Source organism: Mycobacterium sp. 012931, assembly GCF_000419295.1.
GTDB classification, from domain to species: domain Bacteria; phylum Actinomycetota; class Actinomycetes; order Mycobacteriales; family Mycobacteriaceae; genus Mycobacterium; species Mycobacterium marinum.
In genome coordinates, this window is sequence record NZ_AOPX01000001.1 from 440,881 (window position 1) to 465,475 (window position 24,595).

Genomic DNA, 24,595 nt, shown 5'->3' on the forward strand with positions numbered 1-24,595 from the left:
CGCACCGCAGCCGGGGGTCTCAGAATGGCGGTGGATGGGACTGGGGCTCGGGCTGCGGCGGCGTCGGCGGCGCGGCGGATCTGGCTTGCCCGCCCGGCTGGGTGCTGCGGGCGTGGTAGTTCTGACGACGTTCGGTGGCGACGCGGCGGGCGCGGTCTTGTGCCCGGGTGCGCTGACGTCGAGGCATCATCGCGCTGCGCTGGTCGCAGTAGTCCGATGGTGGGTCGACCTCGGCTGCCGGCAGTCCGCCGGTGGAACGGCACAGGCTGGGGAATAGCAGGGCGCTACCCGGGGTGGTGACGTAGGTGTGTCCGGCCGGCGAGGTGAGGATCAGGGTTCCGTCGGGCAGTTGCTGGTCATGCCAGCCCCAAAAGGTCTTGACCAGATGGTGGGTGCGGCAGTAGCACTTCAGGTTCGAGGCGTGAGTGGGCCCGCCCTGCGCGTACGGGATCGTGTGGTCCAGATCGCAGTTCAGCGCGGGCTGGTCGCAGCCGGGCCAACGGCAGGTCAGATCCCGGCACCGCACGAAGTCCGCCAACGCCTTCGAGGGCACATATCCCGGTTCCGGCGGGACATCGCCGGGGTGACGCAGCGGCACCAGCTTGGCCGACTTCGCCAGCTCGGCAACCAATTCCGGAGTGACAAGTCCGTCAGCCCCCACCTCCCAGGCCGGAGCCCCGCCGTCGCCGTCGAGTGTGGCCCGTTCGGCGATCACATGGATCACCACCGACTGGGCAGCGGGCCGGGCACCGGCCGCACAGTCCGGGAGCCCGCAGCGACATCCCAACCGGTCTCCACCGGCGGCCAGCACCCCGAGCGCATCCGCGCGCCGCTGTTCCCGGCTGCGGGGATCCTGCGCGCACACCGTGGCCGCCAGCGCCGACAGCCGCCGGTCCAAGGCGTGCGCGTCGATGGTGAACATGCTGCCGTCGATGCGAGAGATTCCATCCGCGTCCTGCCCTATCCAGATCTCCCGGTCGGCGTGACGTTCCTTACGGCGGCGCACCGCATCGGCATCGGCGCGGGCCACGATGGCGTCGACCTGTCCGGACAGACGGGCCTTCGTCATCGATGGCCACCGCCCCACGTTGAGGGCCACCAGCTCATCCACGGCGGCCATCACCTGCGGGTCAACGATCAGATCGGTGCGGAACACGATGGTCTGAAACGCCCGCAGGTCGATCTGACCCGCCGCGAATACCGCGCCGGTCTTGGGCAGCCGCTCACCCAGGGCCCGGGCATAGCGCAGCCGGCTGGCCGCCAAACCCTGACTGATCCGCAGCCCCGCGGCCACCTCCGCCGCCACCGCCTCCATGGTGTCGACCGCCCAGTCCTCGGTCTCCGAACACCGCGACAGCCGGTAGGCAAACAATTGCCCGATCTCGATCAGCTGCGCGGCCGCGGCGCGGTTCTCGGCCCGCGCGGCCGCACCGATCCGCTGCACCCAACCCACCGACTCTGCCGTCGGGGTGCGCAACTGGCGCCGCTCGGCGAGCGCATCACAGGGGTGGTCGGTGCGCGTGGCCGCCCCCATCGATTCGAACATACATTCGATACTAGCGGCGGTGTCCGACACTCGCGCACCCAATTTCAGTGGCATGCCCCGGCCGCGAATTGCTTGACGATCGCCGCGCAGAACACCGGTAGATCCGACGGTGAGCGGCTGGTCATCAGATTGCCGTCAACCACGACCTCTTCGTCGACCACGTTGGCACCCGCATTGCGCAGGTCGGTGCGAATACTCGGATATAAGGTGATCGTTCGCCCTCGGACCACACCGGCCTCCACCAGCATCACGGGACCGTGACAGATTGCCGCAACAGGCTTTCCGGATTCCACAAAGTCGCGGACGAAATCGACCGCAGCTTTGTCCATCCGAAGCTTGTCCGGGTTCACCGTTCCGCCCGGTAGCACCAAACCGTCGAATTCGGCGACCGACGCGGCCCGCACCGGACGGTCAACCGCGAATCTGCCCGCCGGTTCGAGATCGTGGTCACGGGCCTGGATGTCACCTTCTTGCAGCGACAGCACCTCGACCCGCACGCCTTCTTGCAGCAGGGCGGCGCGCGGTTGCTCGAGTTCGACTTTCTCGACTCCGTCGGCGGCCAGCATGGCAATACTCTTGCCGTTCAATTCGTCGGACATATGTGAATACTCCTTCATAGGTTTCATAGGTCATGGCCTTGCCCTGGTTGTCAGCCCGAGGCCGCCCGTAATGCGTGCAGCAACGGTTGGCGAGAAGTGGCCGCTGCAGACCAAGACGTCAAGACCGCACTGTTTCGGCCGAAACCACATACCGGGTTACCCAGGTCGGCACCGGGCAAACTAGCGTCAGGCGCGCAAACTCAGCGCACCACAATGGTGTGGTCGGCGCGGGCGACCAGCTCCCCGATGACGGGTGCACCGGGGATCTCCCCCGCGATCAGGAGCCCACCGGAGGTCTGCGCGTCGGCGAGCAGCAACGCCTCGGACTCATCGACCGCGGACAGGTCGACGTGTGGGCCCACCCACTCGAGATTGCGGCGCGTGCCGCCGCTGACGTATCCGGCGGCCAGCGCCTGGCGCGCCCCGTCCAGGTAGGGCACCGCGGTCGAGTCGATCACTGCGGTGACCCCGCTCGCCCGCGCCAGCTTGTGCAGATGCCCGAGCAACCCGAAACCCGTAATGTCGGTTGCACATTCGATGCCGGCGGCCACCGCGGCGGCGGCCGCGTCGGCGTTGAGGGTGGTCATCGCGTCAATGGCTTGCGCAAAGCGCTCCCCGGTGGCCTTGTGCCGACTGTTCAGCACCCCGATTCCGAGTGGTTTGGTCAGCGAAAGCGGAGTTCCTGGCCTACCGGAGTCGTTGCGCAACAGACGATTCGGGTCTGCGATCCCGGTCACGGCAAGCCCGTACTTGGGTTCCGGGTCATCGACACTGTGCCCACCGGCGAGATGACAACCCGCGCTGGCGCAGACGTCGCGGCCACCGCGCAGTGTCTCGGTCGCCAACTCGAAGGGCAGCACATCGCGCGGCCATCCCAACAGGTTCACCGCTACCACCGGCCGTCCGCCCATCGCGTACACGTCCGAAAGCGCGTTGGTGGCGGCGATTCGGCCCCAGTCGTAGGGATCGTCGACGACCGGGGTGAAGAAGTCGGTGGTGGCGATCAGCGCGGTGCCCTCGGCAATCAGCACCGCGGCCGCGTCGTCACCGCTTTCCAGCCCGACCAATAGCTCGCCGACCGGATCACGTGGCGCGGCCGCGCCCAGGCCCCGAACCACCTCCTCCAGCTCGCCAGGCGGAATCTTGCAGGCGCACCCGCCGCCATGGGCGTACTGAGTCAGTCGGTAAGTCCCTTGGTCTGTCACCATTCCCATAATGGTCGCCCATAATTGTCGCTATGGCCCAGGGAGGCGTCTCCGGTCTGGTGACCGGCGCGGTCTTCAAAACCGTCGAGCGACAGCTGCTGCCGTTGGCGGGTTCGATTCCCGTCCGCCTCCGCCACCGCGCCAATCGCCATGGGTGACGGCAGCGACCGGCGCCGCGCACCGACGTGCTGCTCGCCCATCCCAAGCTGGCCGAGGCCCAACGCACGCTCGGGCGCACCCTGGTGAAATCGGTGATTCTGCAGGCCCAGCAGCGCGCCCGCGCCGGCGAGATCGAGCCGGACCAAGTCGCCGAGCACGCGATCGACGCGCTTCCCGGCACGGCATCGAGCTTGCGGCCGGTCATCAACGCCACCGGCGTCGTGGTCCACACGAACCTCGGGCGAGCGCCGCTATCGCGGGCCGCACTGGACGCGGTGGTGACCGCCGGCCGGGCCACCGACGTCGAGTTCGATCTGGCCACCGGCCGGCGTGCCCGCCGCGGCCGCAGCGCGCTGGCCGCTTTGGCCCGCGCGGTGCCCAGCGCGGCGGGCGTGCACGTGGTGAACAACAACGCCGCCGCCCTGCTGCTGACCGCCCTCACGCTGGCGGCCCCGGGTAAGGAAATCGTGCTCAGCCGCGGCGAGCTGGTCGAAATCGGTGACGGCTTCCGCATCCCGGAACTGCTGGCGTCCACGGGTTCGCGGCTGCGTGAGGTCGGCACCACCAACCGCACCAGCCTGCGCGACTATGCCGAGGCGATCGGCCCGAACACCGGCTTTGTACTCAAGGTTCATCCGTCCAACTTCCACGTCACCGGGTTCACCTCGGCGGTCGGCGTCGGCGAACTCGCGCAGCTGGACGCCCCGCTGGTGGTCGACATCGGGTCAGGGCTGTTGGCGCCACATCCACTGCTGCCCGACGAGCCGGATGCGACAACGATGCTGCGCGACGGTGCCAACCTGGTCACCGCCAGCGGTGACAAATTGCTCGGCGGCCCACAGGCCGGCCTGCTGTTCGGCGATGCCGACCTGATCGAACGGCTACGCCGCCATCCGGCGGCGCGGGCCCTGCGAGTGGACAAACTCACGCTCGCGGCCCTGGAAGCCACCGTGGTGGGCCCGCCGACGCCGGTCGCCCAAGCGCTGGGCGCCGACCTGACCGATCTGCGCGCGCGGGCCCAGCGGATCATCGCACAGCTGCCCCAGAGCGTGGGGGCGACGGCGGTGGACTGCATCGCGGCCGTCGGCGGAGGTGGGGCCCCCGGTGTCGAGTTGCCCAGCGCCGGGCTGAGCCTGCCCGAGTCCTATGCGGCGACATTGTGCGCACCGGTAGCCCGCCGGTCGTCGGCCGCCTCGAGGCCGGCCGGTGCCTGCTGGATCTGCGTACCGTGGCTCCCGAGGAGGACGAGCTGCTGTTGGCAGCGGTGCGGGCGTGTTTGTCATAGCCACCGCCGGGCACGTCGACCACGGTAAGTCGACGTTGGTGCACCGGCTCACCGGCATGTGGCCGGACCGGCTGGCCGAGGAACAGCGCCGTGGGCTGACCATCGATCTGGGTTTTGCCTGGACCGAGCTGGATGGGCGCCAGCTGGCATTCGTCGACGTACCGGGCCATGAACGATTCGTCACCAACATGCTCGCCGGCTCGGGGGCGATGCCGCCGGATAGCCCGGTCTTGTTCGTGGTGGCCGCCACCGAGGGCTGGATGCCGCAGTCCGAGGAGCATCTGGCCGCCCTCGATGCGCTGCGGGTTCGGCACGCGCTGCTGGTCATCAGCAAGGCCGATCTGGCCGACCCCGGTCCGGCCATTCGAGCGGCATCCGAACGGTTCGCCACCACATCGATGGCTGACCCATTGGTCGCGCTGGGCACCGAGTTGGACCAGGTGCGCACCAAACTGCTCGCGCTCACCGATCGGCTCCCCGAACCCGACCGCGACGCCGATGTGCGGCTGTGGGTCGATCGCGCCTTCACGGTCCGCGGTGCGGGCACGGTGGTCACCGGGACGCTGAGCGCCGGCACCATCCGGGTGGGCGACGAACTCGAACACGCCGGACAGCGCGTCACCGTCCGCGGCCTGCAATCGCTGGGCCGCGATCACACCGAGGTCGCGGCGGTGGCCCGGGTCGCGCTGAACCTGCGAGGCGTCGATCGCCGGCACATCGCTCGCGGCGATACCGTGCGCACTCCGGGGGCCTGGCTGGACACCACCGAGATCGACGTGTCCCTGCGGTCCGCGGTCAAGCTGCACCGTGAGCTGGTGGCGCACCTCGGCTCGGCGGCGGTGCCGGTGTACGTGCGCGCGCTGGGAGCCGAAGCGGCACGGTTGCGGCTGAGCCGGCCGCTGCCGTTGCGGGTCGGCGACATCGGACTGCTGCGCGACCCCGGGCAACATCGGATCGCGGCCGGAATCGAGGTCCTCGACGTCGCCCCGCCCAGCCTGCGCCGGCGCGGTGCGGCGCGCGAGCGGGCCCAGGAACTGGCGGGCGGGCGGATCCGGCCGCCACAGTGTGCGCGGGCCGCGGTGCTGCGCGCGATGGGGCTGCCGCTCGCCGGATTGCGGGTGGGCGATTGGCTGGTCGATCCGCAGTGGTGGGCCGCCAGACGCGAACACGCCGCGGCAACGGTCACCCACTGGGCCGCCGACCACGATGTCGCGGCGGGGATGCCATTGGAAACGCTGCGCCAGCAAGTGGGACTACCTGCCGCCGAGCTGGTTCCCCCGCTGCTGGTGGGAACCGGGCTGGACGTGGCCGACGGGCTGGTGCGACCGCCCGGCACGGGCCTGCCAGCGCGGGTCGACGCGGCGGTGCGCACCCTCGAAGGACGGCTGGCCGCCGAACCGTTTCGCGCCCCGGAAGCCGACGAATTGGGTGAGCTGGGGCTCGGAGCGCGTGAGCTGGCCGCGGCGGTACGCGCCGGCCGGCTGACCCGGGTCGCCGACGCGGTCATGCTCGGTCCGGACGCGTTCGAGCGGGCGGCCGAGATCCTCGCGACACTGCCCCAGCCGTTCACGGTGAGCCAGGCGCGTCGGGTCCTGGGAACCACCCGCCGAGTCGCGGTGCCGTTGCTGGAACAGCTCGACCCGCTTCGGATCACTCGCCGCGGTGAAGCCGGCACGCGCACGTTGCCGACCACGCCAGGCTGAGCGGGACCGCCGGTGGCGGCCGGGCCGGTGGGGCCGGCGTAACAGCGCGGCCACCGCTATCGCGGTGGCAACGATGGTCAGGGCGGCGCCGGTCAGGGAGACGTGCAGGCCGGTGCAGAACGCCGAGACGGCCCCGGCGGTGGGGAGATGATTGCGATACGTCGCGGTCAGCAGGCTGCCCAGCACGGCAATACCCAGCGCGCCGCCGAGCTCACGAGCCAAGTCGTTGACGGCCGAGCCGACGTTTTGCAGACGCGAGGGCAGCGCGCCGGTGATCGCGGTCGTGGCCGGAGGCATCGCCAGCCCCAGCCCGGCCCCCAGCGGGATCAATCCGCTGGCGATGTGCCAGTAGGGGTCGGCGCTGTCCAGGTGCGCCAGCACCATCAGCCCCTCCGCCACAATGAGCAGGCCGGCGACCCAGGGAAGCCGGATGCCGAATCTTTCCGTCAGGTAAGGGCTGAGCCGGGAACTGGGAATCATCCCGATCGGCATGGTCAACAGGCCCAGTGCGGCGGTCAGCGCGCTGTAGTGACGAACCGATTGCAGGTACTGCATGATCACGAACAGAAAGCCGAACAGCGCGAAGAACTGCAGGGTGATCGAGAGCGAGCCGGCCGCAAAGCGTCTGTTGGTGAACAGCCGCGGGTCGAGCAACGGGTAGCGGCGCCCCATCTCGATGACGACGAAACCGGCCAGGATGAGCAGGCCCAGCGCGATACCGCCGACCGTGACCGGATCGGTCCAGCCGTACGCCGGAGCCTCGATCACCGCGTAGACCAGCACCGCGATGCCCGCGGCCGCCAGCACCGCGCCAACCACGTCAAGCGGGAGCGGATCGCGCTCGGCCGACTCCGGCACAAAGAGCAGCGTGCCGGTCAGCGCCACCGCGGCCAGCACCACGTTCAGCCAAAAAATCGACTGCCAGGACCACCACTGCAACAACAGCCCCGAGGCGAGCAAGCCCACCACCCCGCTGGCACCGGCGACGGCGGTCCAGATGCTGACCGCAGCGGCGCGTCGCTGCGCCGGAAAGCTGCTGGTGATGGTCGACAGCGTGGCGGGCATGATCAGCGCGGCGCCGACTCCCAGCAAGGCACGCAGGGCCGGCGAGCGCGGTGGGTCGGTGGTCAGGGTGGCCACCCCGGATCCGGCGCCGAACACAACCAGGCCGACCAGCAGCGCCAACCGTCTGCCGTAGCGGTCCCCCACCGCGCCGGCGGGCAGCAGCAAGGATGCGAACACCAGGCTGTAGGCGTCCACAATCCAAGCCTGCTGGGTCTGGTCGGCATGGGTCTGCCGGGCGATATCGGGCAGCGCCACATTCAGCGAGGCCATCGCCGCGACCACCGTTCCCAAGGCCAGGCAGGTGACGGTCAAGACCAGACCCTGATGCCTGGGCCTGCGAACCAGCGGGGTCTGCGGCGGGGTTGGCAACGTGGTGAGCATCCGCCCACCGTGACCCGCGCGCCGGTAATATTTCAACGGTGATGAATTACTCGAGGGCCAGGGGGCGCAGGGCCGGCAAGCCCGATACGCGGGCCAAGATCCTCCAGGTCGCGCGGCGACGTTTCCTAGCAGGCGGCTACCAAGGGGTGAAGCTGCGGTCGGTGGCGGCCGAGGCCGGCGTCGACCTCGCACTGATCAGCTACTACTTCGGGTCGAAAAGGGGGCTCGTCGGCGAGGCTCTTGCCTTGTCGGCAAACCCCGCCGATGTGCTCGATCGGGCGGTCGCCAAAGGCGACCCGACGACATTTCCCCAGCGTGTCCTGGCCGGGCTGCTGGCATTGTGGGAAGACCCGGCCAGCGGCGCATCGCTGCGGGCGTTGGTGGCCGGCGCCGCCCACGATCCGACGCTGGCAAACCGGGTGAAGGAAACGGTCGAGCGCGAGCTGATCGACAAGATCGCGGCACAGCTCGGCGGAACAGACGCGCGCAAACGCGCCTCGATGTTCTGCAATCAGATTGCCGGTCTGATCGTGACCCGCTACATCCTGTGCCTGGAACCCGCCTGCTCGATGACCCACGATGAAATAATTCGCCAGTACGCACCCTTGCTGCACCTTGCGTTGAGATCAACCACTGCGAACGCCCGCCGGCCTGCGCCAAACACACTGTCCGGCAATACAACCGGACGATAGTTGGCAGCGCCGCCGAAGGTAGGCGACACCGGGTCCCATCGCGTAGTCTCAGCAGAGCCGGGGCCGGAGAAAGGTGACGCTGATGAGCCGAAACAAGGACGTCGGCAAGTTGATCCAGTCCTGGCCGATCTACCGGCAGCTCACCGGCGCCGATCCGCTGGGGCGCGGCCAGGCCGCCCAGTCCAAACGGTCCGCGCAGCTGCAACCACGAACCGCATCCGCCGACGAGGTCGCGCATTCGGTGTGCCCGTTCTGCGCGGTCGGCTGTGCGCAAAAGGTGTACGTCAAGGACGGAAAAGTCGTTCAGATCGAGGGCAATCCGGATAGCCCCATCAGCCGAGGACGGCTGTGCCCCAAGGGATCCGCCAGCAAGCAGCTCGTCACCGGTGCGCAACGGGAAACCACGGTGCGCTACCGGCGCCGTACGCCACCGAGTGGCAAGACCTCGACCTCGAAACCGCCATGGACATGGTGGCCGACCGGGTGCTGGACGCCCGCAGCAAGGGCTGGCAGGACTTCGATGCCGACCGGCACACCCTGCGCCGCACCCTGGGAATCGCCAGCCTCGGTGGTGCCACCCTGGACAACGAAGAGAACTACCTGATCAAGAAACTCTTCACCGCGCTGGGCGCGCTGCAGATCGAGAACCAAGCCCGTATTTGACACAGCGCCACGGTTCCCGGTCTGGGAGCCTCCTTCGGTCGCGGCGGGGCGACGGACTACCAGCAAAACCTCGCCACTTCGGACTTCATCGTCATCATGGGTTCGAACATGGCCGAAGCCCATCCGGTGGGGTTCCAGTGGGTGATCGAAGCCAAGACACGCGGCGCCCAGGTCATCCACATCGACCCGCGCTTCACTCGCACCAGCGCGGTCGCCGACCGGCACGTGCCGCTGCGCGCCGGCAGTGACATCGCGTTCCTCGGCGGGGTGATCAACTACATCCTGTCCAACGATCTGGACTTCCGCGAATACGTGACCGCCTATACCAACGCGCCGTTCCTGGTCGACGAGGACTACTGCGACGCCGAGGATCTCGACGGTCTTTTCAGCGGTTACGACCACGCCAGCGCCTCCTACGATCCGGCCACCTGGCGGTACCAACCGGGCGATCACGCCGATCCGACGCTGCAGCACCCGCGCTGCGTCTACCAGATCCTCAAGCGGCACTACGCCCGCCACACCCCCGAGATGGTCGAGCGGGTCTGCGGGGTGCCAGCCCAGAGTTTCCTACAAGTAGCCCGGGCCTGGACGGAAAACTCCGGCCGGGAGCGCACCACCGCACTGGTGTACACCGTGGGGTGGACCCAGCACTCGATGGGCGCCCAGTTCATCCGCGCCGGGTCGATCATCCAGCTGCTGCTGGGCAACATCGGCCGGCCCGGCGGGGGCATATTCGCCCTGCGCGGACACGCGAGCATCCAGGGTTCCACGGATGTGCCGACGCTGTTCAACCTGCTGCCGGGCTACCTGGACATGCCCTATGCCGGCCAGGCCACCCTGTCGGACTACCTGGACAACATCAAGAGCCGAAACCAAAAGGGCTTCTGGCACAACGCCGATGCGTACATGGTGTCCCTGCTCAAGGAGTACTGGGGCGAGCACGCAACCGCCGACAACGACTACTGCTTCGACTACCTGCCCAGGATCAACGGCGACCACAGCACCTACCGCACGGTGATGGACATGATCGACGGCAAGGTGTTCGGCTATTTCCTGCTCGGCCAGAATCCGGCCGTCGGATCCGCCCACGGCCGCATGCAGCGGCTGGGAATGGCCAACCTGGACTGGCTGGTGGTGCGTGACCTGGTGATGATCGAAAGCGCCACCTTCTGGAAGGAGGCGCCGGAGGTGGAGACCGGTGAGATCTCGCCGCAGACCTGCCGCACCGAGGTGTTCTTCTTCCCGGCGGCCTCCCACGTCGAGAAGGCGGGCACCTTCACCCAGACCCAGCGGCTGCTGCAGTGGCGGGAGAAGGCCGTCGATCCGCCCGGCGACGCCCGCTCGGAGCTGTGGTTCTTCTACCATCTGGGCCGCAAGCTGCGCGAAAAGCTCTCCGGCTCAACCGATGAGCGCGACCGGCCACTGCTTCAGCTGGCCTGGGACTACGCCACCGAAGGCGACGAGCCGTCCGGTGCAGATGTGCTGCGCCACATGAACGGGATCGATCTGGGCACCGGCCGGACCATCGACGGCTACCCGAGTCTGAAGGCCGACGGCAGCACCGCCTGCGGTTGCTGGATCTACTCCGGTGTCTACGCCGACGAGGTGAACCAGGCGGCGCGGCGCAAACCGCGCGACGAGCAGCGCCCCTATGAGAACGAGTGGGGTTGGACCTGGCCGTTGAACCGCCGGGTGCTCTACAACCGGGCATCCGCCGACCCGCAGGGCCGGCCGTGGAGCGAGCGTAAGAAGCTGGTGTGGTAGGATGCCGAGCTGGGCGAGTGGACGGGCCACGATGTGCCCGATTTCGAAAAGCACAAGCCGCCGGGCTACCGCCCACCCGAGGGTGCCGTCGGCGTCGAGGCGCTGCGCGGTGATGACGCCTTCGTCATGCAGGCCGACGGCAAGGGCTGGCTGTTCGCCCCCAGCGGCCTGGCCGACGGCCCGCTGCCGACGCACTACGAGCCGCACGAATCGCCGGTACGCAACACACTGTATGCCCAGCAGGGCAACCCGACGCGAATCGTGTTCGGGCGCAAGGACAACCCGTCCAACCCTTCCCCACCGGAAGCACACGGCGAGGTGTTCCCGTTCGTCTTCACCGCGGCCCGGCTGACCGAGCACCACACCGCCGGGGGGATGAGTCGTCAGCTGCCCTACCTCACCGAGCTGCAGCCCGCGCTGTTCATGGAGGTGTCACCGGAGTTGGCACGCATGCGCGGGCTGACCCATATGGGCTGGGCGCACGTGATCACCAGCCGCACCGCGGTGGACGCCCGGGTGTTCGTCACCGACCGGATGCGCCCGCTGCGCATTGAAGACCATGTAGTGCAACAGGTTTGGATGCCATACCACTGGGGATACACCGGGCTGGTCGAAGGTGACGTGGTCAACGATCTGTTCGGGGTGGTCTTGGACCCCAACGTTTTCATCCAGGAGAGCAAGGTCGCCACCTGCGATGTCCAGCCCGGCCGGCGCCCCCGCGGACCGGCATTACTGGACTACATCGCCGAATACCGCCGCCGGGCCGGGATTACCACGGAAACCGGCACGCATCTGGACACCACCCGCGACGACGGGATCGCGCACCCGGATCCGGAGGAAAGCCCATGAGCAGCAACACCTTCTACGGCCCGCTCGATGATCCCGCCGGCGACGCCGGGTACACCGACCATCCACCCCGAGTGGGATTCTTCACCGACACCTCGATTTGCATTGGCTGCAAGGCCTGCGAGGTGGCTTGCAAGGAATGGAACGAGGTTCCCGACGACGGCTTCAATCTGTTGGGGATGTCCTTCGACAACACCGGGATGCTGGGGACCAGCACCTGGCGCCACGTCGCATTCATCGAACAGGCCCGCCCCCCGGTAGATCTCGGGGTTCCGAAGTTCGAGCGGCCCGGGCAGGCGAGCGGCCCGCAGGACCGCACCGATTTCCGCTGGTTGATGAGCTCGGATGTGTGCAAGCACTGCACCCACGCGGGTTGTCTGGACGTGTGCCCGACGGGCGCGTTGTTCCGCACCGAGTTCGGCACGGTGGTTGTGCAGCAAGATATTTGCAATGGATGCGGCTACTGCGTGTCGGGCTGCCCGTATGGAGTCATCGAGCGGCGCGAGGGCGACGGACGGGCCTGGAAGTGCACGCTGTGCTACGACCGGCTGCGCGACGGTCTGGAACCGGCATGCGCTAAGGCCTGCCCCACCAACTCGATTCAGTTCGGCCCGCTAGAGGAACTGCGCGAGCGCGCCGCACACCGCGTCGAGCAGCTACACGACCGCGGGGTGCCCGAAGCCCGGCTCTACGGCCATGACCCCAACGACGGGGTCGGCGGCAACGGCGCCTTCTTTCTGCTGCTTGACGACCCGGAGGTCTACGGGTTACCCCCGGACCCGGTGGTGCCCACCCGGGACACGCCGGCGATGTGGCGCTACGCCGGAATGGCGGCGTCGGCCCTGGTTGCCATCGCCGTGTCGGCGTTCGCCGGGCGAGGGCGGCCATGACGGGCAGCCGGGAGCAGCTCGCGGTGCCGCGGGCGCAATTCCGTTCCTACTACGGGCGCCCGGTACTCAAGACACCCGCCTGGGAGTGGAAGATCGCCGCCTACCTGTTCTCCGGAGGCCTGTCGGCGGGTTCGGCGCTGCTGGCCGCGGGAGCCGATCTCAACGGCCAACCGGCACTGCGCCGGGTGAGCAGGGTCGGCGCCCTGGCCAGCATCGCGGCCGGCTCCTACTTCCTGATCGCCGATCTGGGCCGCCCGGAACGGTTTCACCACATGCTGCGGGTGGCCAAGCCGAGTTCGCCGATGAGCGTGGGGACCTGGATCCTGGCCGCCTACGGGCCCGGCGCCGGGCTGGCCGGGGCCGCCGAACTGATGCCGGCGCGGCTACGGCGCACCTGGCTCGGCGCGCTGCTGGCCCGGTTGGCCCGGCCCGCGGGCCTGTCGGCGGCCGCGGTGGCTCCCGGTGTCGCGTCCTATACCGCCGTGCTGCTGTCCCAGACGGCAGTCCCGGCCTGGCACGAAGCCCATCCGTACCTGCCCTTCGTCTTCACCGGCTCGGCCGCGGCCAGCGGCGGCGGATTGGGCATGCTGCTGGCACCGGTCGCCGAAGCCGCTCCGGCACGGCGGATGAGCGTCGCGGGTGCGGCGCTGGAGGTGGCGGCGTCGCGGCTGCTCGAGCGGCGGCTCGGCCTGGTCGGCGAGGCCTATACGACAGGGCCGGCGCACCGGACCCGCAAGTGGGCCGAATACCTGACCGTCGGCGGGGCGCTGGGCACGCTCGCCGCGGGCCGCAACCGCCTTGGCGCCGCGCTGTGCGGCCTGGCCCTGCTCACCGGCAGTGCGCTGCAGCGGTTCGGGGTGTTTGAGGCCGGGGTGGAATCCACCCGCGATCCCAAGTACGTGGTGGTGCCCCAGCGCGAGCGGGTCGACACCGGCCGGGCCGCGCGCGGCGGGAGTTGAGCCAGGCGCGCTACAGGCGTTCTTTGACCGCGGTGGAGAGCCGGGCGCCGTCGGCCTTGCCCTCGGCGATCTCGGTGGCGACCTTCATGACCATCCCCATCTGCTTCATGTGGGGCCGTTGTCCCAATTGCTCGGCCACCTGAGCAATTGCGGTGTCGACGACATCGGCCAATTCCGCCTCGGTGAGCGGAGTCGGCAGGTATTCGTCGATGATTCGTGCCTCGGCATGCTCGTTGGCGGCCATCTCGCCACGCCCGTTCTGGGTATAGATCTCGGCGGCCTCACCGCGTTTGCGGGACTCGCGGGCCAGCACCTTGAGCACCTCGTCATCGGTGAGCTCTTTGGCCTGCTTGCCGGAGACTTCCTCGGTTTGAATCGCGGCCAGCACCATACGCAACGTCGCTGTACGCAACTTGTCCTGCGACTTCATCGCCTTGGTCAGATCCGACCGGAGCCGGGATTTGAGTTCCGCCATGGGAGAAACGCTACGCGCCAATGGGCGGGGCGCCCGACACTACATGCCTACATTGAGAATTACCCCAACCGCCGACAGGATGGAGCACATGACCATCGACGACAGCCGCTGCACCCGGTGAGCACGCTGCCGCCGCCGGGATATCCGGTCGAGCCGAATTCGGGAGCTCCCGGGTACGAAGCAGCCGGCTACCCGCCATCGGGGTATGCCGACCCACCGCCGGCCTACGGACCACCACCCGCCTACGGACCACCACCCGGCTACGGGCCGCCGCTGGTTCCCGGCGCCGTCAAACCCGGGATCATCCCGCTGCGCCCCTTGACGTTGAGCGACATCTTCAACGGCGCGGTCGGCTACATCCGGGCCAATCCGAAAGCGACGCTCGGCCTGACCGCCATCGTCGTGGTGGTCATGCAGGTCATCACATTGCTCGCCACGATCGGCCCGCTGGAAGCCGCCAGTCGCTTCGACACTCACCCGTCCGAACTGAGCTGGGGCGTGGTGGGCGCGTGGACCGGCTCCGCGGCGGCCGGCCTGCTGGTGAGCTGGCTGGGTGGCATGCTGCTCAGCGGAATACTCACCGTCGTCGTCGGGCGGGCCGTATTCGGGTCGCCGATCACCATCAGCGAAGCCTGGGCCAGGGTCCGTGGGCGGATCCTGGCGCTGATCGGCCTGGCGCTGCTGGAAGGCGCCGGACTCGTTGCGCTCGCGGGCCTGGTGGTCGTCATCCTGGTCGGGGTGGCCGCCGCCGCCAACGGAGCGACCGCGGCACTGCTGGGCTTCCCGCTGGTGCTGCTGGTCGGGTTGCTGGTGGCCTACCTGTACACGGTGCTGATGTTCGCGCCCGTGCTGATCGTGCTGGAGAGGCTGCCGCTGGTCGACGCGATCACGAGATCGTTTGCGCTGGTAACCGGCGGCTTCTGGCGGGTTCTGGGCATCCGACTGCTGACCGCGATCGTGGTCGGCCTGGTTGGTGGCGCGATCTCGGCGCCGTTTGGCATCGTCGGCCAGATACTGCTGGGCGCCACCGCGAGCGAGGGTTCCACCGGCATGTTTCTGGTGGGCATGACCCTGTCGTCCATCGGCTCGGCGATCAGCCAGATCATTACCGCGCCATTCACCGCCGGGGTTGTCGTGCTGCTTTACACCGACCGGCGGATGCGGGCCGAGGCATTCGATCTGGTTCTGCAAACCGGGGCCGCCGGCGGCCCCGCCGCCGTGGAGTCCACCGACACCCTCTGGCTCACCCGGCCGCTCTAATGGACTCGTGAGGACGGACAGTGCCTTCCATCGACATCGACCGCGATGCCGCGCACCAGGCCGCACAGCGCGAACTCGATAAACCCATCTATCCCAAGAGTTCGTTGTCCCAGCATCTCAACGACTGGATCAACGAGTTGCTGTATCGGCTGCTGGAGAAGGGCTCGTCGGTGTCCGGCGGCTGGTTCACCATCACCGTATTGGTAATCCTGCTGGTGATCGTCGTGGTTGTCGCGATCAACATCGCACGTCGCACCCTACGTACCAATCGCGGCGGCGATTACCAGCTCTTCGATGCCGGCCAACTCACCGCCGCCCAGCACCGGGCCACGGCGCAAGGTTATGCCGCCGACAGCAATTGGGCCGCGGCGATCCGGCACCGGCTGCGCGCGGTCGCCCGCGAATTGGAGGAGACCGGTGTGCTCAACCCCGCGCCCGGGCGCACCGCCAACGAGTTGGCCAACGATGCCGGCGATGTGTTGCCGTATCTGGCCGGCGAATTGGCGCAGGCGGCGGCCGCCTTCAATGACGTGACCTACGGTGAGCGGCCCGGCACCGAAGCCGCCTACCAGCTGATCGCCGACCTCGACGACCACTTGCGCTCACGTTCCACCGCATCGCCGAGCGTGGGGCGACCCGCCCCCAGCGACTCCTGGGCGCAGGTCCGGTGATGCCCGCACGCGCCGAGTCGGCGCACACCCCCAGCCGGAAACGCAAACCATGGCGTGGCGTGCTGCTCACCCTGGCCGCGGTCACCGTCATCGCCTCGATTGCCACCTACCTGACCGCGCCGCGCCCCGGCGGCACGATGGACCCGGAATCGACCAGCGGCTCGGGTGCTCGTGCGCTGGTGACACTGCTGCGCGAAGGTGGGGTCGAGGTGGTGGTCGCCAACACCGTCGCCGACGTCGAGAACGCCGCCCGCGCCGACACGCTGCTACTCGTGGCGCAAACCCAGTATCTGGCCAACAACGCCCTACTCAACCGGCTCTCACGCGTCCCCGGCGACCTCTTGCTGGTGGAACCCACGGCGCGCACCCGCAGGGTGCTGACGCCGAAGCTGCGCGTCGGTGCCGCAGAGACGCTCGCCATCCGGCCGGATTGCCCACTGCGTGAAGCTGATCGAGCCGGCACGGTGCGTTTTGGGCCGAGCGACGCGTATCGGGGCAAGGGCGAACTCGCGATGATCAGTTGCTACGGCGGGGCATTGGTTCGCTACCAGGACGTCGGGCGAACCGTCACCGTGGTGGGCAGCAATCACTTCATGACCAACGACGGATTGCGGGAGCAGGGCAATGCGGCGCTGGCGATGAATCTGGCGGGCGCCCGGCCCCGTCTCATCTGGTACGCACCTCACCTCGTCGAGGGTGAAACATCATCTCCCAGTTCGCTTTCCGATCTCATCCCGGCCAACGTCAGCTGGATCGTCTGGCAGCTGTGGCTGGCCGTGATCTTGGTGGCGCTGCGGAAGGGCCGCCGGATGGGCCCCCTGGTGGCCGAGGAGATGCCCGTGGTGGTGCGGGCATCGGAGACGGTCGAGGGGCGCGGCCGGCTATACCGGTCCCGTCGGGCCCGCGATCGCGCCGCGGATGCGCTGCGCACCGCGACATTGCAGCGGCTACTACCCCGACTCGGCATCGGCTCCAGCGCGGACCCGCAAGCGGTCGCGATCACCGTTGCCCAGCGCAGCGGCGCCGACGCGGGATACGTCTGGTATCACCTGTTTGGCCCCCCACCGGCGGACGACCACGATCTACTGCAGCTTGCCCGCGCACTCGACGACATCGAAAGGCAGGTCACTCACTCGTGACACATCCGGCTCCCACCCAGTCCCCGACCACGGATCCGGCCCGCGAAGCATTGCTGGGATTACGTGCCGAGATCGCCAAGGCCGTGGTCGGCCAGGAGGGGGTGATCAGCGGCTTGGTGATCGCGCTGCTGTGCCGGGGCCACGTGCTCCTGGAAGGCGTCCCCGGGGTGGCGAAGACGCTGGTGGTCCGCGCCCTGGCCGCCGCACTGCAGCTGGAATTCAAGCGGGTGCAGTTCACTCCCGACTTGATGCCCGGCGACGTCACCGGTTCCCTGGTCTACGACGCGCACAGTGCGGAGTTCGCCTTCCGCCCTGGCCCGGTGTTCACCAATCTGATGCTCGCCGACGAGATCAACCGCACCCCGCCCAAGACGCAGGCGGCGCTGTTGGAGGCGATGGAAGAGCGCCAAGTCAGTGTGGAGGGCCAGGCCAAGCCGCTGCCGGACCCGTTCATCGTGGCCGCGACGCAGAACCCCATCGAATACGAGGGCACCTATCAGCTGCCCGAAGCCCAGCTCGACCGTTTTCTGCTGAAGCTGAACGTGGGTCTGCCCTCGCGGGAGTCCGAGATCGCCATTCTCGGCCGCCACGCACACGGCTTCGATCCCCGCGACCTGTCCGCGATCAAACCGGTGGCCGGCCCGGCCGAGCTGGCCGCCGGGCGCGAGGCCGTCAGCCGGGTGCTGATCGCCGACGAGGTGCTGGGCTACATCGTGGACATCGTGGGAGCCACCAGGTCCTCCCCCGCCCTACAGCTGGGTGTGTCACCGCGTGGCGCGACCGCACTGCTGGGCACCGCCCGATCTTGGGCGTGGCTATCCGGACGCAACTACGTGACCCCCGATGACGTGAAGGCCATGGCTCGCCCGACGTTGCGCCACCGGATCATGTTGCACCCGGAGGCCGAGCTCGAAGGCGCCACCCCCGACGGGGTCCTAGACGGAATTCTGGCCTCGGTTCCGGTGCCCCGCTAGTGATCCTGACCGGACGAACCGGACTGATGGCGCTGATCGGCGTGCTGCCGATCGCGCTGTCCCCCTGGCCGCCACGGGCTTTCGGAATGCTGCTGCTGGCATTGGCGGTGGCGGTGGCCATCGACGTCGCGCTGGCGGCCAGCCCCCGCAAGTTGAGCTACACGCGCGGCGCAAACAGCTCGATCCGGTTGGGCCAGCCCGCCGATGCCGCCCTGGTGATCCACAATGTGGGGCGCCGCCGGTTTCGCGGCCTGGTCCGCGACGCCTGGCCGCCCAGTGCGCGTGCCCAGCCCCGCACCCACCCGATCAATATCGCCGCCGGTGAGCGCCAGCAGGTGAACACCGCGCTGCAACCGGTGCGCCGCGGTGACCAACACTGCGCCGCCGTCACAGCCCGCTCGATCGGGCCGCTGGGCCTGGCCGGGCGGCAGCGTTCCCAGGTGGTGCCGGGCCAGGTCCGGGTGCTGCCGCCGTTCCTGTCCCGTAAACACCTGCCGTCGCGGCTGGCCAAGCTGCGTGAGATCGACGGATTGTTGCCCACGCTGATCCGCGGGCAGGGCACCGAATTCGATTCGCTGCGTGAATACGTCGTCGGCGATGACGTGCGGTCGATCGACTGGCGCGCCTCCGCACGCCGCGCCGACGTCATGGTCCGCACCTGGCGCCCGGAGCGCGATCGACGCGTGGTGCTGGTGCTCGACACCGGGCGCATGGCGGCGGGCCGGGTTGGCGTGGACCCGACCGACGCCGATCCCGCGGGGTGGCCGCGACTGGATTGGTCCATGGATGCCGCGCTGCTGTTGGCCGCACTGGCGTCGCGGGCCGGCGATCACGTCGACTTCCTCGCCCATGACCGGGTGAGCCGCGCGGCGGTGTTCGGCGCATCGCGCACCGAACTGTTGGCCCAGCTGGTCGACGCGATGGCCCCGCTGCAGCCGGCGCTGGTCGAATCCGACTGGCGGTCAATGGTTGCCACAATTGCGCGGCGGACTCGCCGGCGCTCCTTGGTGGTGTTGCTGACCGACCTCAACGCGACGGCCCTCGACGAAGGCCTGCTGCCGGTGCTGCCGCAGCTATCGGCCAAACATCAGGTGGTGGTGGCCGCGGTCGCCGACCCTCGGGTCGATCAACTGGCCATCGGGCGTTCCGACGCGGCGGCAGTGTATGACGCGGCCGCCGCCGAACGCGCCCGAAATGACCGGGGCACAATCGCCGCTCGCCTGCGCCGCAGCGGCGTGGAGGTCGTCGACGCGCCGCCCACCGAAATTGCGCCGGCACTCGCCGATCGCTACCTGGCGATGAAAGCGACCGGCCGGCTGTAGGGGTTCAGCTGGTGGGCACCACGTCGGGTGCGTCCTCGATATCACCGGTCTCTCCGGCTTTGGCCGCGCGGCGGCCGAAGTAGACGATGTAGCCCAAGAACGCCGCCTCGGCCATGACGCCGATGGCGATCCGGACGAAGGTCGGCAACGGCGCCGGCGTCACCATGGCCTCAATCAGCCCGGATACCAACAGCACACCCACCAGACCCACGGCAACCGACACCACCCCGCGGCCCTGCTCGGCAAGAACCTGCCCGCGCGGCCGGTCGCCGGGCGCAATCACCGACCAGCCCAGCCGCATCCCAACCGCACCGGCCAGGAAGACCGCCGTCAACTCCAGCAATCCGTGCGGAATCAGCAGGCCCAACAGCACCCCGCCCTTGCCGGCCGCAAACATCAGGCCCGCGATCACTCCCACGTTTGCCGCATTCTGAAACAGCACCAGCGGGATGGGCACCCCCAACACCACCGACATCGCAATGCACTTGGCGGCCACCCAGGAGTTGTTCACCCAGACCTGCAGCGCAAACGCGGTCGCGGGGTGGTCGCTGTAGTAGGACTCGACGTCGTGGTTGACCAATTCGTGGATCTCAGCGGGGGTTCCGATGACGGACTGCACCTCGGGGCTACCGGCAACCCAGAACCCGACGAGCGCCGCCACCGCGAAGAATGCCACCGCCGTCGCCAACCACCAGCGCCAGGCACGGTAGGCCACCACCGGAAAGGACACCGTCCAGAACCGAACAAACGTGCTGCTCAGCGGCGAGTGCGCACCGGTGACCGCGGCGCGGGCACGCGCAACCAGACTCGAGAGCCGGCCGGTCACCAACGGATCCGACGACACCGACCGCAGTATCGACAGGTGCGTGGATACCCGCTGATAGAGCTCAACGAGTTCATCGATCTCGGCGCCGGTCAGCGAGCGACGTTTTTTGACTAGGTGGTCGAGCCGGTCCCAGGTGGCGCGGTGGGTCAGCAAGAACGCGTCGACATCCACCCGCGCAGCCTATCCCGCCGGGGGTTCGCCCAGTTCACGGCGGGCATCCGGTGCGACACCGGCAGCCATCCCGCGGGATCGGGCTGCCTGTACCGTTCCCAGGTATGTCGGAGGTGGTAACCGGGGACGCGGTGGTGCTGGACGTGCAGATCGCCCAGCTGCCGGTACGCGCGGTGAGCGCGATCATCGACATGACCGTGATGTTCATCGGCTACATCATGGGGTTGACGCTGTGGGCAGCCTCGCTGAGCGAACTCGACGAAGCATTGACCATCGCGTTCCTGATCATCTTCACGGTGCTGGTGCTCGTCGGTTATCCCGTGATCATGGAGACGGCGACCCGGGGCCGTTCGTTGGGCAAGATTGCCATGGGCCTGCGCGTGGTGTCCGATGACGGCGGCCCAGAACGCTTCCGCCAGGCACTGTTTCGCGCGCTGGCGGCGGTGGTGGAGATCTGGATGCTGCTGGGCAGCCCGGCCGTGATCTGCAGCATGCTATCGCCGAAAGCCAAACGTGTCGGTGACATCTTCGCCGGCACAATCGTCGTCAGCGAGCGCGGCCCCCGGCTGGCGCCACCGCCGGCCATGCCACCGACCCTGGCCTGGTGGGCATCGTCGCTGCAGCTCTCCGGCCTCAGCGCGGGCCAGGCCGAGGTCGCGCGCCAATTCCTTTCCCGAGCGCCACAACTGGATCTGCGGTTGCGCCACCAGATGGCCTATCGCATCGCCGGGGACGTGCTGTCCCACATCGCCCCGCCACCGCCTCCGGGCACGCCTCCACAGCTCGTGCTTGCCGCGGTACTCGCCGAGCGACACCGCCGCGAGCTGGCCCGGCTGCGCCCCGCGGGAGCAGGCGGGCCAGCGGGATGGCCGCCGCAGACCCCGCCGGCTCCGGTCTGGTGGCCCGGCCAGCCCGCGCCCCAGCCCCTAATCCAGCCCCCGTTCGCACCCGACCCGGCCCCGAGCCCGCCGCAGGGCCCCGTCGGCGGCGGGTTCTCGCCACCGAGCTGACGACGCGCGCAATCCAGATCGGCCGGCCGATCCGGGCATTGTCTTACGTTCGATCACGATATATCGTGATGTGTATTCGATATACCAGTCGTCCATCGTGGCGACCTTCCAAAAGACACGTAAGGAACACAACATGAACAACCTGTTCACACCCCCCGGCGGACCGTTCGGCCCGCGACCCGGGTTCGGCTTCGGACCCGGACCGGCACAGCGGCGTGCCCTACACAGCGCCAGGCGGCACGCCCGGCGCGAATTCTTCGAACACCTCCGCGACCACGACGCCGACCATGACGGACCGCTCGGGTTCGGCGGCGGGTTCGGCCCCGGCTTTGGCCCCGGGCTCGGTTTCGGCTTCGGCCCCGATGGCGCACGAGGCGGTGGGCGCCGCGGCGGCCCCGGCCGTGGACGGCGCGGTGACGTGCGCGCGGCCATCTTGGTGCTGTTGAGCGAACAGCCCATGCACGGCTACGAGATGATCCAGCAGATCGCCGACCGCAGCAACGGCCTGTGGCGCCCCAGCCCCGGCTCGGTGTATCCCACCCTGCAGTTGCTCGATGACGAGGGCCTGATCGCGGCCAGCGCATCCGATGGCAGCAAGAAACTTTTCGAGCTGACCGAACAGGGACGCGAGGCCGCCGACAAGATCGAAACCCCACCGTGGGATGAGATCGCCGAAGGTGTCGACCCGGCACACATCAACCTGCGCACGGCGATGCGCCAGCTGATCGGCGCGGTTATGCAAACGGCCCACGCCGCCAGCCCCGAGCAGCAGCAACGCGTCATCGACATCATCAACAACGCGCGCCGGGAGATCTACGGCATTCTCGGCGAGGAGTGATCACTACCATCCGGTTGGTTACTCAACCAACTTAAATATCGCAAACATCTATGAAAACCGGGATTCCCCAACCCAGATCGGATTACGTCTGATTCGCTGACTATAACGTGAATGATTGGGCGCCAGTTAGATCGTGCGCCCGTTTGGGGAGGGATTCACTTGTCCTACGTGATGGCGGTTCCCGAGATCATCGAGGCCGCGGCCACGGACCTGGCCGCGGCCTCTCAAACCACGCAGATCGTGGCGGCAGCCGAGGACGAGGTGTCCGCGGCTATCGCGACCGTGCTCTCCAGCCACGGCCAGGGCTATCAGGTGCTCAGCGCGCGGGCTCTGGAATTCCATACCCGGTTGGCCCAAGCGCTGTCCGCAGGCGCGGGCGCCTATTCCGGAGCGGAGGCCAGCAGCGCCGGATTGCTCGCCGCGGTGAACGAGCCCATTGCGGCGTTGACCGGCCGTCCCTTGATCGGCAACGGCGCCAATGGGACCCCTGGCCTGGGTACCGATGGGGCGCCTGGCGGCTGGCTGATCGGTAACGGCGGGGCCGGCGGCAGCTCAACGGGTGGCGCCGGCGGATGGCTATTCGGCCCGGGCGGGGTCGGTGGGGCCGGCGGCAGCTCCAGCAGCGCCGGCGGCGCCGGAGGTGTTGGCGGGGCCGGCGGGCTCTTCGGCGGCGGCGGGCGGGCTGCTGTTCGGCAGCGGCGGGGCCGGCGGGGCGGGCGGCGCGGCCGTCGCCCTCAACGACGTCGGAGGTGCCGGAGGAGCCGGCGGCAACGCCGGGCTGTTCGGCAACGGTGGGGTCGGCGGAGTCGGTGGCGTCGGCGCCGGCGACGGCGGGGCCGGGGGCCGGGCCGGCCTGGTGATCGGCAACGGCGGCGCCGGTGGCGCCGGTGGCGAGAGCTTCGGTTTCGGTGCGGGCGTCGGTGGAGCCGGCGGCAACGGCGGCAACGGCGGCAACGCCGGCACCGGCGGCACCGGCGGCACCGGCCTGAGTACCGGCAGCACGGGCGCCGGCGGGATCAGCGGCCTGCTGCTGGGACTGGACGGCTTCAACGCACCGGCAAGCACTTCGGCACTACACAACCTGCAGCAACAAGCCCTCGGCGTGATCAACGAGCCCACCCAGGCGCTCACCGGGCGCCCACTGATCGGCAACGGCACCCCGGGTGCGGCCGGAAGCGGGACCGACGGCACACCCGGCGGCTGGCTACTCGGCGACGGCGGCGCCGCCGGTTTGCTGGGCACCGGCGGTACGGGCGGGGCGGGCGCGCGCCTCGCGGGTGGCGCGGGCGGGACCGGAGGGGCCGGCATAGCCGGCGGCTGGCTACTCGGTGACGGCGGAGGCGGCGGAGGCGGCGGAAGCGGCGGCGCTTCGGGAGGTACCGGCGGAACCGGTGGGGCCGGCGGACTATTGAGCGCCGGCGGCGCCGGTGGGGTCGGTGGGGCGGCGCCGGTGGGGTCGGTGGGGCCGGGTTCAACGACGGGGGCGACGGCGGAGCCGGAGGAAGCGGCGGGCTGGTCGGTGCCGGCGGTGGCGCCGGCGGCAACGGCGGGGCCGGCTTTGGCGGCACCCCCGGTAACGGTGGGGCCGGCGGCGATGCCGGCCTGCTCGGCGGACCGGGCGGGACCGGTGGGGCGGGCGGCTACAACACTAGCGGACCCGGGCGCAACGGTGGGTCCGGCGGCAACGCCGGGACGTTGTTCGGCAGCGGCGGCGGCGGCGGGAACGGCGGATCCGGCTACAGCGGAATCGGCGGGGCCGGCGGGACCGGCGGCAGTGCCGGGCTGGTGTTCTCCGACGCCGGCGCCGGCGGGTTCGGCGGATTCGGGTCCACGGCCGGCGGGACCGGCGGGACCGGGGGCAAGCCGTGTTGCTGGGCGGCGGCGGAGCCGGCGGTGCCGGCGGAATCAGCTTTACCGGTGCCGGAGGCCAAGGCGGGCGGGCGGCACCGGTGGGCAGTTGTCAGGCAACGGCGGCAGCGGAGGCACCGGTGGCGAGGGCGACTACGTCGGCGGCGCCGACAGCGGGGCAACGCCGGATTGACCGGTGACGGTGGCAACGGCGGCAGCGGCGGCACCCCGGGCAGTCCCGGCGGCGGCACCGGCGGAGCGCTGATTGGCCAAGACGGGCTCGACGGCTCGCCGTAACCGGCCG

At 69.2% G+C, this 24,595-nt stretch carries 16 protein-coding genes, 1 tRNA gene and 4 pseudogenes; 15 read left to right on the forward strand and 6 right to left on the reverse strand.

Features of this window, described 5'->3' with window-relative positions:
• Positions 1 to 19: 19 nt before the first annotated feature.
• The 3 genes from MMSP_RS01965 to selD all read right to left on the reverse strand — a co-directional run bounded on the left by MMSP_RS01965 (position 20) and on the right by selD (position 3,359).
• Positions 20 to 1,546: an HNH endonuclease signature motif containing protein gene (locus MMSP_RS01965; protein ID WP_036427016.1), complete on the reverse strand. Its 1,527-nt coding sequence runs from the start codon at positions 1,544 to 1,546 to the stop codon at positions 20 to 22.
• 44 nt (positions 1,547 to 1,590) lie between these two features.
• Entirely contained in the window at positions 1,591 to 2,145 is a 555-nt protein-coding gene (locus MMSP_RS01970; protein WP_020785247.1) for a type 1 glutamine amidotransferase domain-containing protein, read from the reverse strand.
• A gap of 200 nt (positions 2,146 to 2,345) precedes the next feature.
• Entirely contained in the window at positions 2,346 to 3,359 is a 1,014-nt protein-coding gene (selD, locus tag MMSP_RS01975; RefSeq protein ID WP_020785248.1) for a selenide, water dikinase SelD, read from the reverse strand.
• 32 nt (positions 3,360 to 3,391) lie between these two features.
• Between selD and MMSP_RS01980 the strand changes: the two genes are divergently transcribed.
• The 3 genes and pseudogenes from MMSP_RS01980 to MMSP_RS01990 all read left to right on the forward strand — a co-directional run bounded on the left by MMSP_RS01980 (position 3,392) and on the right by MMSP_RS01990 (position 6,497).
• A tRNA-Sec gene (locus MMSP_RS01980) sits at positions 3,392 to 3,486 on the forward strand.
• A 49-nt stretch (positions 3,487 to 3,535) separates the two neighbouring features.
• Positions 3,536 to 4,794 (forward strand): annotated as a pseudogene (gene selA / locus MMSP_RS01985) (L-seryl-tRNA(Sec) selenium transferase).
• Positions 4,782 to 6,497, forward strand: a complete 1,716-nt coding sequence (locus MMSP_RS01990) for a selenocysteine-specific translation elongation factor (protein WP_020785250.1) — start codon at positions 4,782 to 4,784, stop codon at positions 6,495 to 6,497. Before selA ends, MMSP_RS01990 begins: the two are co-directional and overlap by 13 nt.
• A gap of 252 nt (positions 6,498 to 6,749) precedes the next feature.
• Here the strand turns inward: MMSP_RS01990 and MMSP_RS25520 are convergent.
• A pseudogene (locus tag MMSP_RS25520) lies at positions 6,750 to 7,943 on the reverse strand (MFS transporter); the annotation flags it as partial.
• Positions 7,944 to 7,984: 41 nt separating this feature from the next.
• Between MMSP_RS25520 and MMSP_RS02000 the strand changes: the two are divergent.
• From MMSP_RS02000 to nrfD, 4 genes and pseudogenes are all read left to right on the forward strand, one after another.
• Positions 7,985 to 8,635, forward strand: coding sequence for a TetR family transcriptional regulator (locus MMSP_RS02000; RefSeq protein ID WP_036426001.1), 651 nt, complete (start codon positions 7,985 to 7,987; stop codon positions 8,633 to 8,635).
• An 82-nt stretch (positions 8,636 to 8,717) separates the two neighbouring features.
• Positions 8,718 to 11,911 (forward strand): annotated as a pseudogene (gene fdnG, locus MMSP_RS02010) (formate dehydrogenase-N subunit alpha).
• On the forward strand, positions 11,908 to 12,798 hold the full coding sequence (locus MMSP_RS02015) for a 4Fe-4S dicluster domain-containing protein (protein WP_020785257.1): 891 nt from the start codon (positions 11,908 to 11,910) through the stop codon (positions 12,796 to 12,798). Before fdnG ends, MMSP_RS02015 begins: the two are co-directional and overlap by 4 nt.
• On the forward strand, positions 12,795 to 13,757 hold the full coding sequence (nrfD, locus tag MMSP_RS02020) for an NrfD/PsrC family molybdoenzyme membrane anchor subunit (RefSeq protein ID WP_020785258.1): 963 nt from the start codon (positions 12,795 to 12,797) through the stop codon (positions 13,755 to 13,757). The genes MMSP_RS02015 and nrfD overlap by 4 nt, the downstream gene beginning before the upstream one ends.
• A 10-nt stretch (positions 13,758 to 13,767) precedes the next feature.
• Here nrfD and MMSP_RS02025 read toward each other — a convergent pair whose 3' ends face one another.
• A complete protein-coding gene (locus MMSP_RS02025) occupies positions 13,768 to 14,232 on the reverse strand; it encodes a GatB/YqeY domain-containing protein (RefSeq protein ID WP_012396712.1) in 465 nt (154 codons plus the stop codon).
• Between the two features lie 117 nt (positions 14,233 to 14,349).
• Between MMSP_RS02025 and MMSP_RS02030 the strand changes: the two genes are divergently transcribed.
• From MMSP_RS02030 to MMSP_RS02050, 5 genes are read left to right on the forward strand one after another with little or no spacing between them, the layout of a single operon-like run.
• Entirely contained in the window at positions 14,350 to 15,492 is a 1,143-nt protein-coding gene (locus MMSP_RS02030; protein ID WP_020785259.1) for a hypothetical protein, read from the forward strand.
• Positions 15,493 to 15,512: 20 nt separating this feature from the next.
• Positions 15,513 to 16,163 (forward strand): DUF4129 domain-containing protein, encoded by a 651-nt coding sequence (locus tag MMSP_RS02035; RefSeq protein WP_020785260.1) that lies wholly within the window; start codon positions 15,513 to 15,515, stop codon positions 16,161 to 16,163.
• Positions 16,163 to 17,302, forward strand: a complete 1,140-nt coding sequence (locus MMSP_RS02040) for a DUF4350 domain-containing protein (protein WP_036426003.1) — start codon at positions 16,163 to 16,165, stop codon at positions 17,300 to 17,302. Before MMSP_RS02035 ends, MMSP_RS02040 begins: the two co-directional genes overlap by 1 nt.
• A complete protein-coding gene (locus tag MMSP_RS02045; RefSeq protein WP_020785262.1) occupies positions 17,299 to 18,276 on the forward strand; it encodes a MoxR family ATPase in 978 nt (325 codons plus the stop codon). The genes MMSP_RS02040 and MMSP_RS02045 overlap by 4 nt, the downstream gene beginning before the upstream one ends.
• Complete coding sequence (locus MMSP_RS02050) at positions 18,276 to 19,598, forward strand: DUF58 domain-containing protein (protein WP_011741899.1); 1,323 nt, start codon at positions 18,276 to 18,278, stop codon at positions 19,596 to 19,598. Before MMSP_RS02045 ends, MMSP_RS02050 begins: the two co-directional genes overlap by 1 nt.
• Before the next feature lie 4 nt (positions 19,599 to 19,602).
• Here MMSP_RS02050 and MMSP_RS02055 read toward each other — a convergent pair whose 3' ends face one another.
• The gene (locus tag MMSP_RS02055; protein WP_020785263.1) at positions 19,603 to 20,595 is read right to left on the reverse strand and encodes a stage II sporulation protein M; all 993 of its coding nucleotides are present in this window, start codon (positions 20,593 to 20,595) and stop codon (positions 19,603 to 19,605) included.
• A 104-nt stretch (positions 20,596 to 20,699) separates the two neighbouring features.
• Between MMSP_RS02055 and MMSP_RS02060 the strand changes: the two genes are divergently transcribed.
• The 3 genes and pseudogenes from MMSP_RS02060 to MMSP_RS02070 all read left to right on the forward strand — a co-directional run bounded on the left by MMSP_RS02060 (position 20,700) and on the right by MMSP_RS02070 (position 24,588).
• Positions 20,700 to 21,605: an RDD family protein gene (locus MMSP_RS02060; RefSeq protein WP_036426008.1), complete on the forward strand. Its 906-nt coding sequence runs from the start codon at positions 20,700 to 20,702 to the stop codon at positions 21,603 to 21,605.
• Between the two features lie 133 nt (positions 21,606 to 21,738).
• A complete protein-coding gene (locus MMSP_RS02065) occupies positions 21,739 to 22,443 on the forward strand; it encodes a PadR family transcriptional regulator (RefSeq protein WP_036427020.1) in 705 nt (234 codons plus the stop codon).
• A 159-nt stretch (positions 22,444 to 22,602) separates the two neighbouring features.
• Positions 22,603 to 24,588 (forward strand): annotated as a pseudogene (locus tag MMSP_RS02070) (PE family protein).
• Positions 24,589 to 24,595 lie beyond the last annotated feature (7 nt).

Excerpts from the sequence above, each read along its gene's own strand:
- selD (WP_020785248.1), bottom strand. The coding sequence starts at position 3,359 with ATGGGAATGGTGACAGACCAAGGGACTTACCGACTGACTCAGTACGCC.
- MMSP_RS02025 (WP_012396712.1), bottom strand. The coding sequence starts at position 14,232 with ATGGCGGAACTCAAATCCCGGCTCCGGTCGGATCTGACCAAGGCGATG.
- MMSP_RS01970 (WP_020785247.1), bottom strand. The coding sequence starts at position 2,145 with ATGTCCGACGAATTGAACGGCAAGAGTATTGCCATGCTGGCCGCCGAC.
- MMSP_RS02000 (WP_036426001.1), top strand. The coding sequence starts at position 7,985 with ATGAATTACTCGAGGGCCAGGGGGCGCAGGGCCGGCAAGCCCGATACG.
- MMSP_RS02065 (WP_036427020.1), top strand. The coding sequence starts at position 21,739 with ATGAACAACCTGTTCACACCCCCCGGCGGACCGTTCGGCCCGCGACCC.
- MMSP_RS02060 (WP_036426008.1), top strand. The coding sequence starts at position 20,700 with ATGTCGGAGGTGGTAACCGGGGACGCGGTGGTGCTGGACGTGCAGATC.
- MMSP_RS01965 (WP_036427016.1), bottom strand. The coding sequence starts at position 1,546 with ATGTTCGAATCGATGGGGGCGGCCACGCGCACCGACCACCCCTGTGAT.
- nrfD (WP_020785258.1), top strand. The coding sequence starts at position 12,795 with ATGACGGGCAGCCGGGAGCAGCTCGCGGTGCCGCGGGCGCAATTCCGT.
- MMSP_RS02015 (WP_020785257.1), top strand. The coding sequence starts at position 11,908 with ATGAGCAGCAACACCTTCTACGGCCCGCTCGATGATCCCGCCGGCGAC.
- MMSP_RS02040 (WP_036426003.1), top strand. The coding sequence starts at position 16,163 with ATGCCCGCACGCGCCGAGTCGGCGCACACCCCCAGCCGGAAACGCAAA.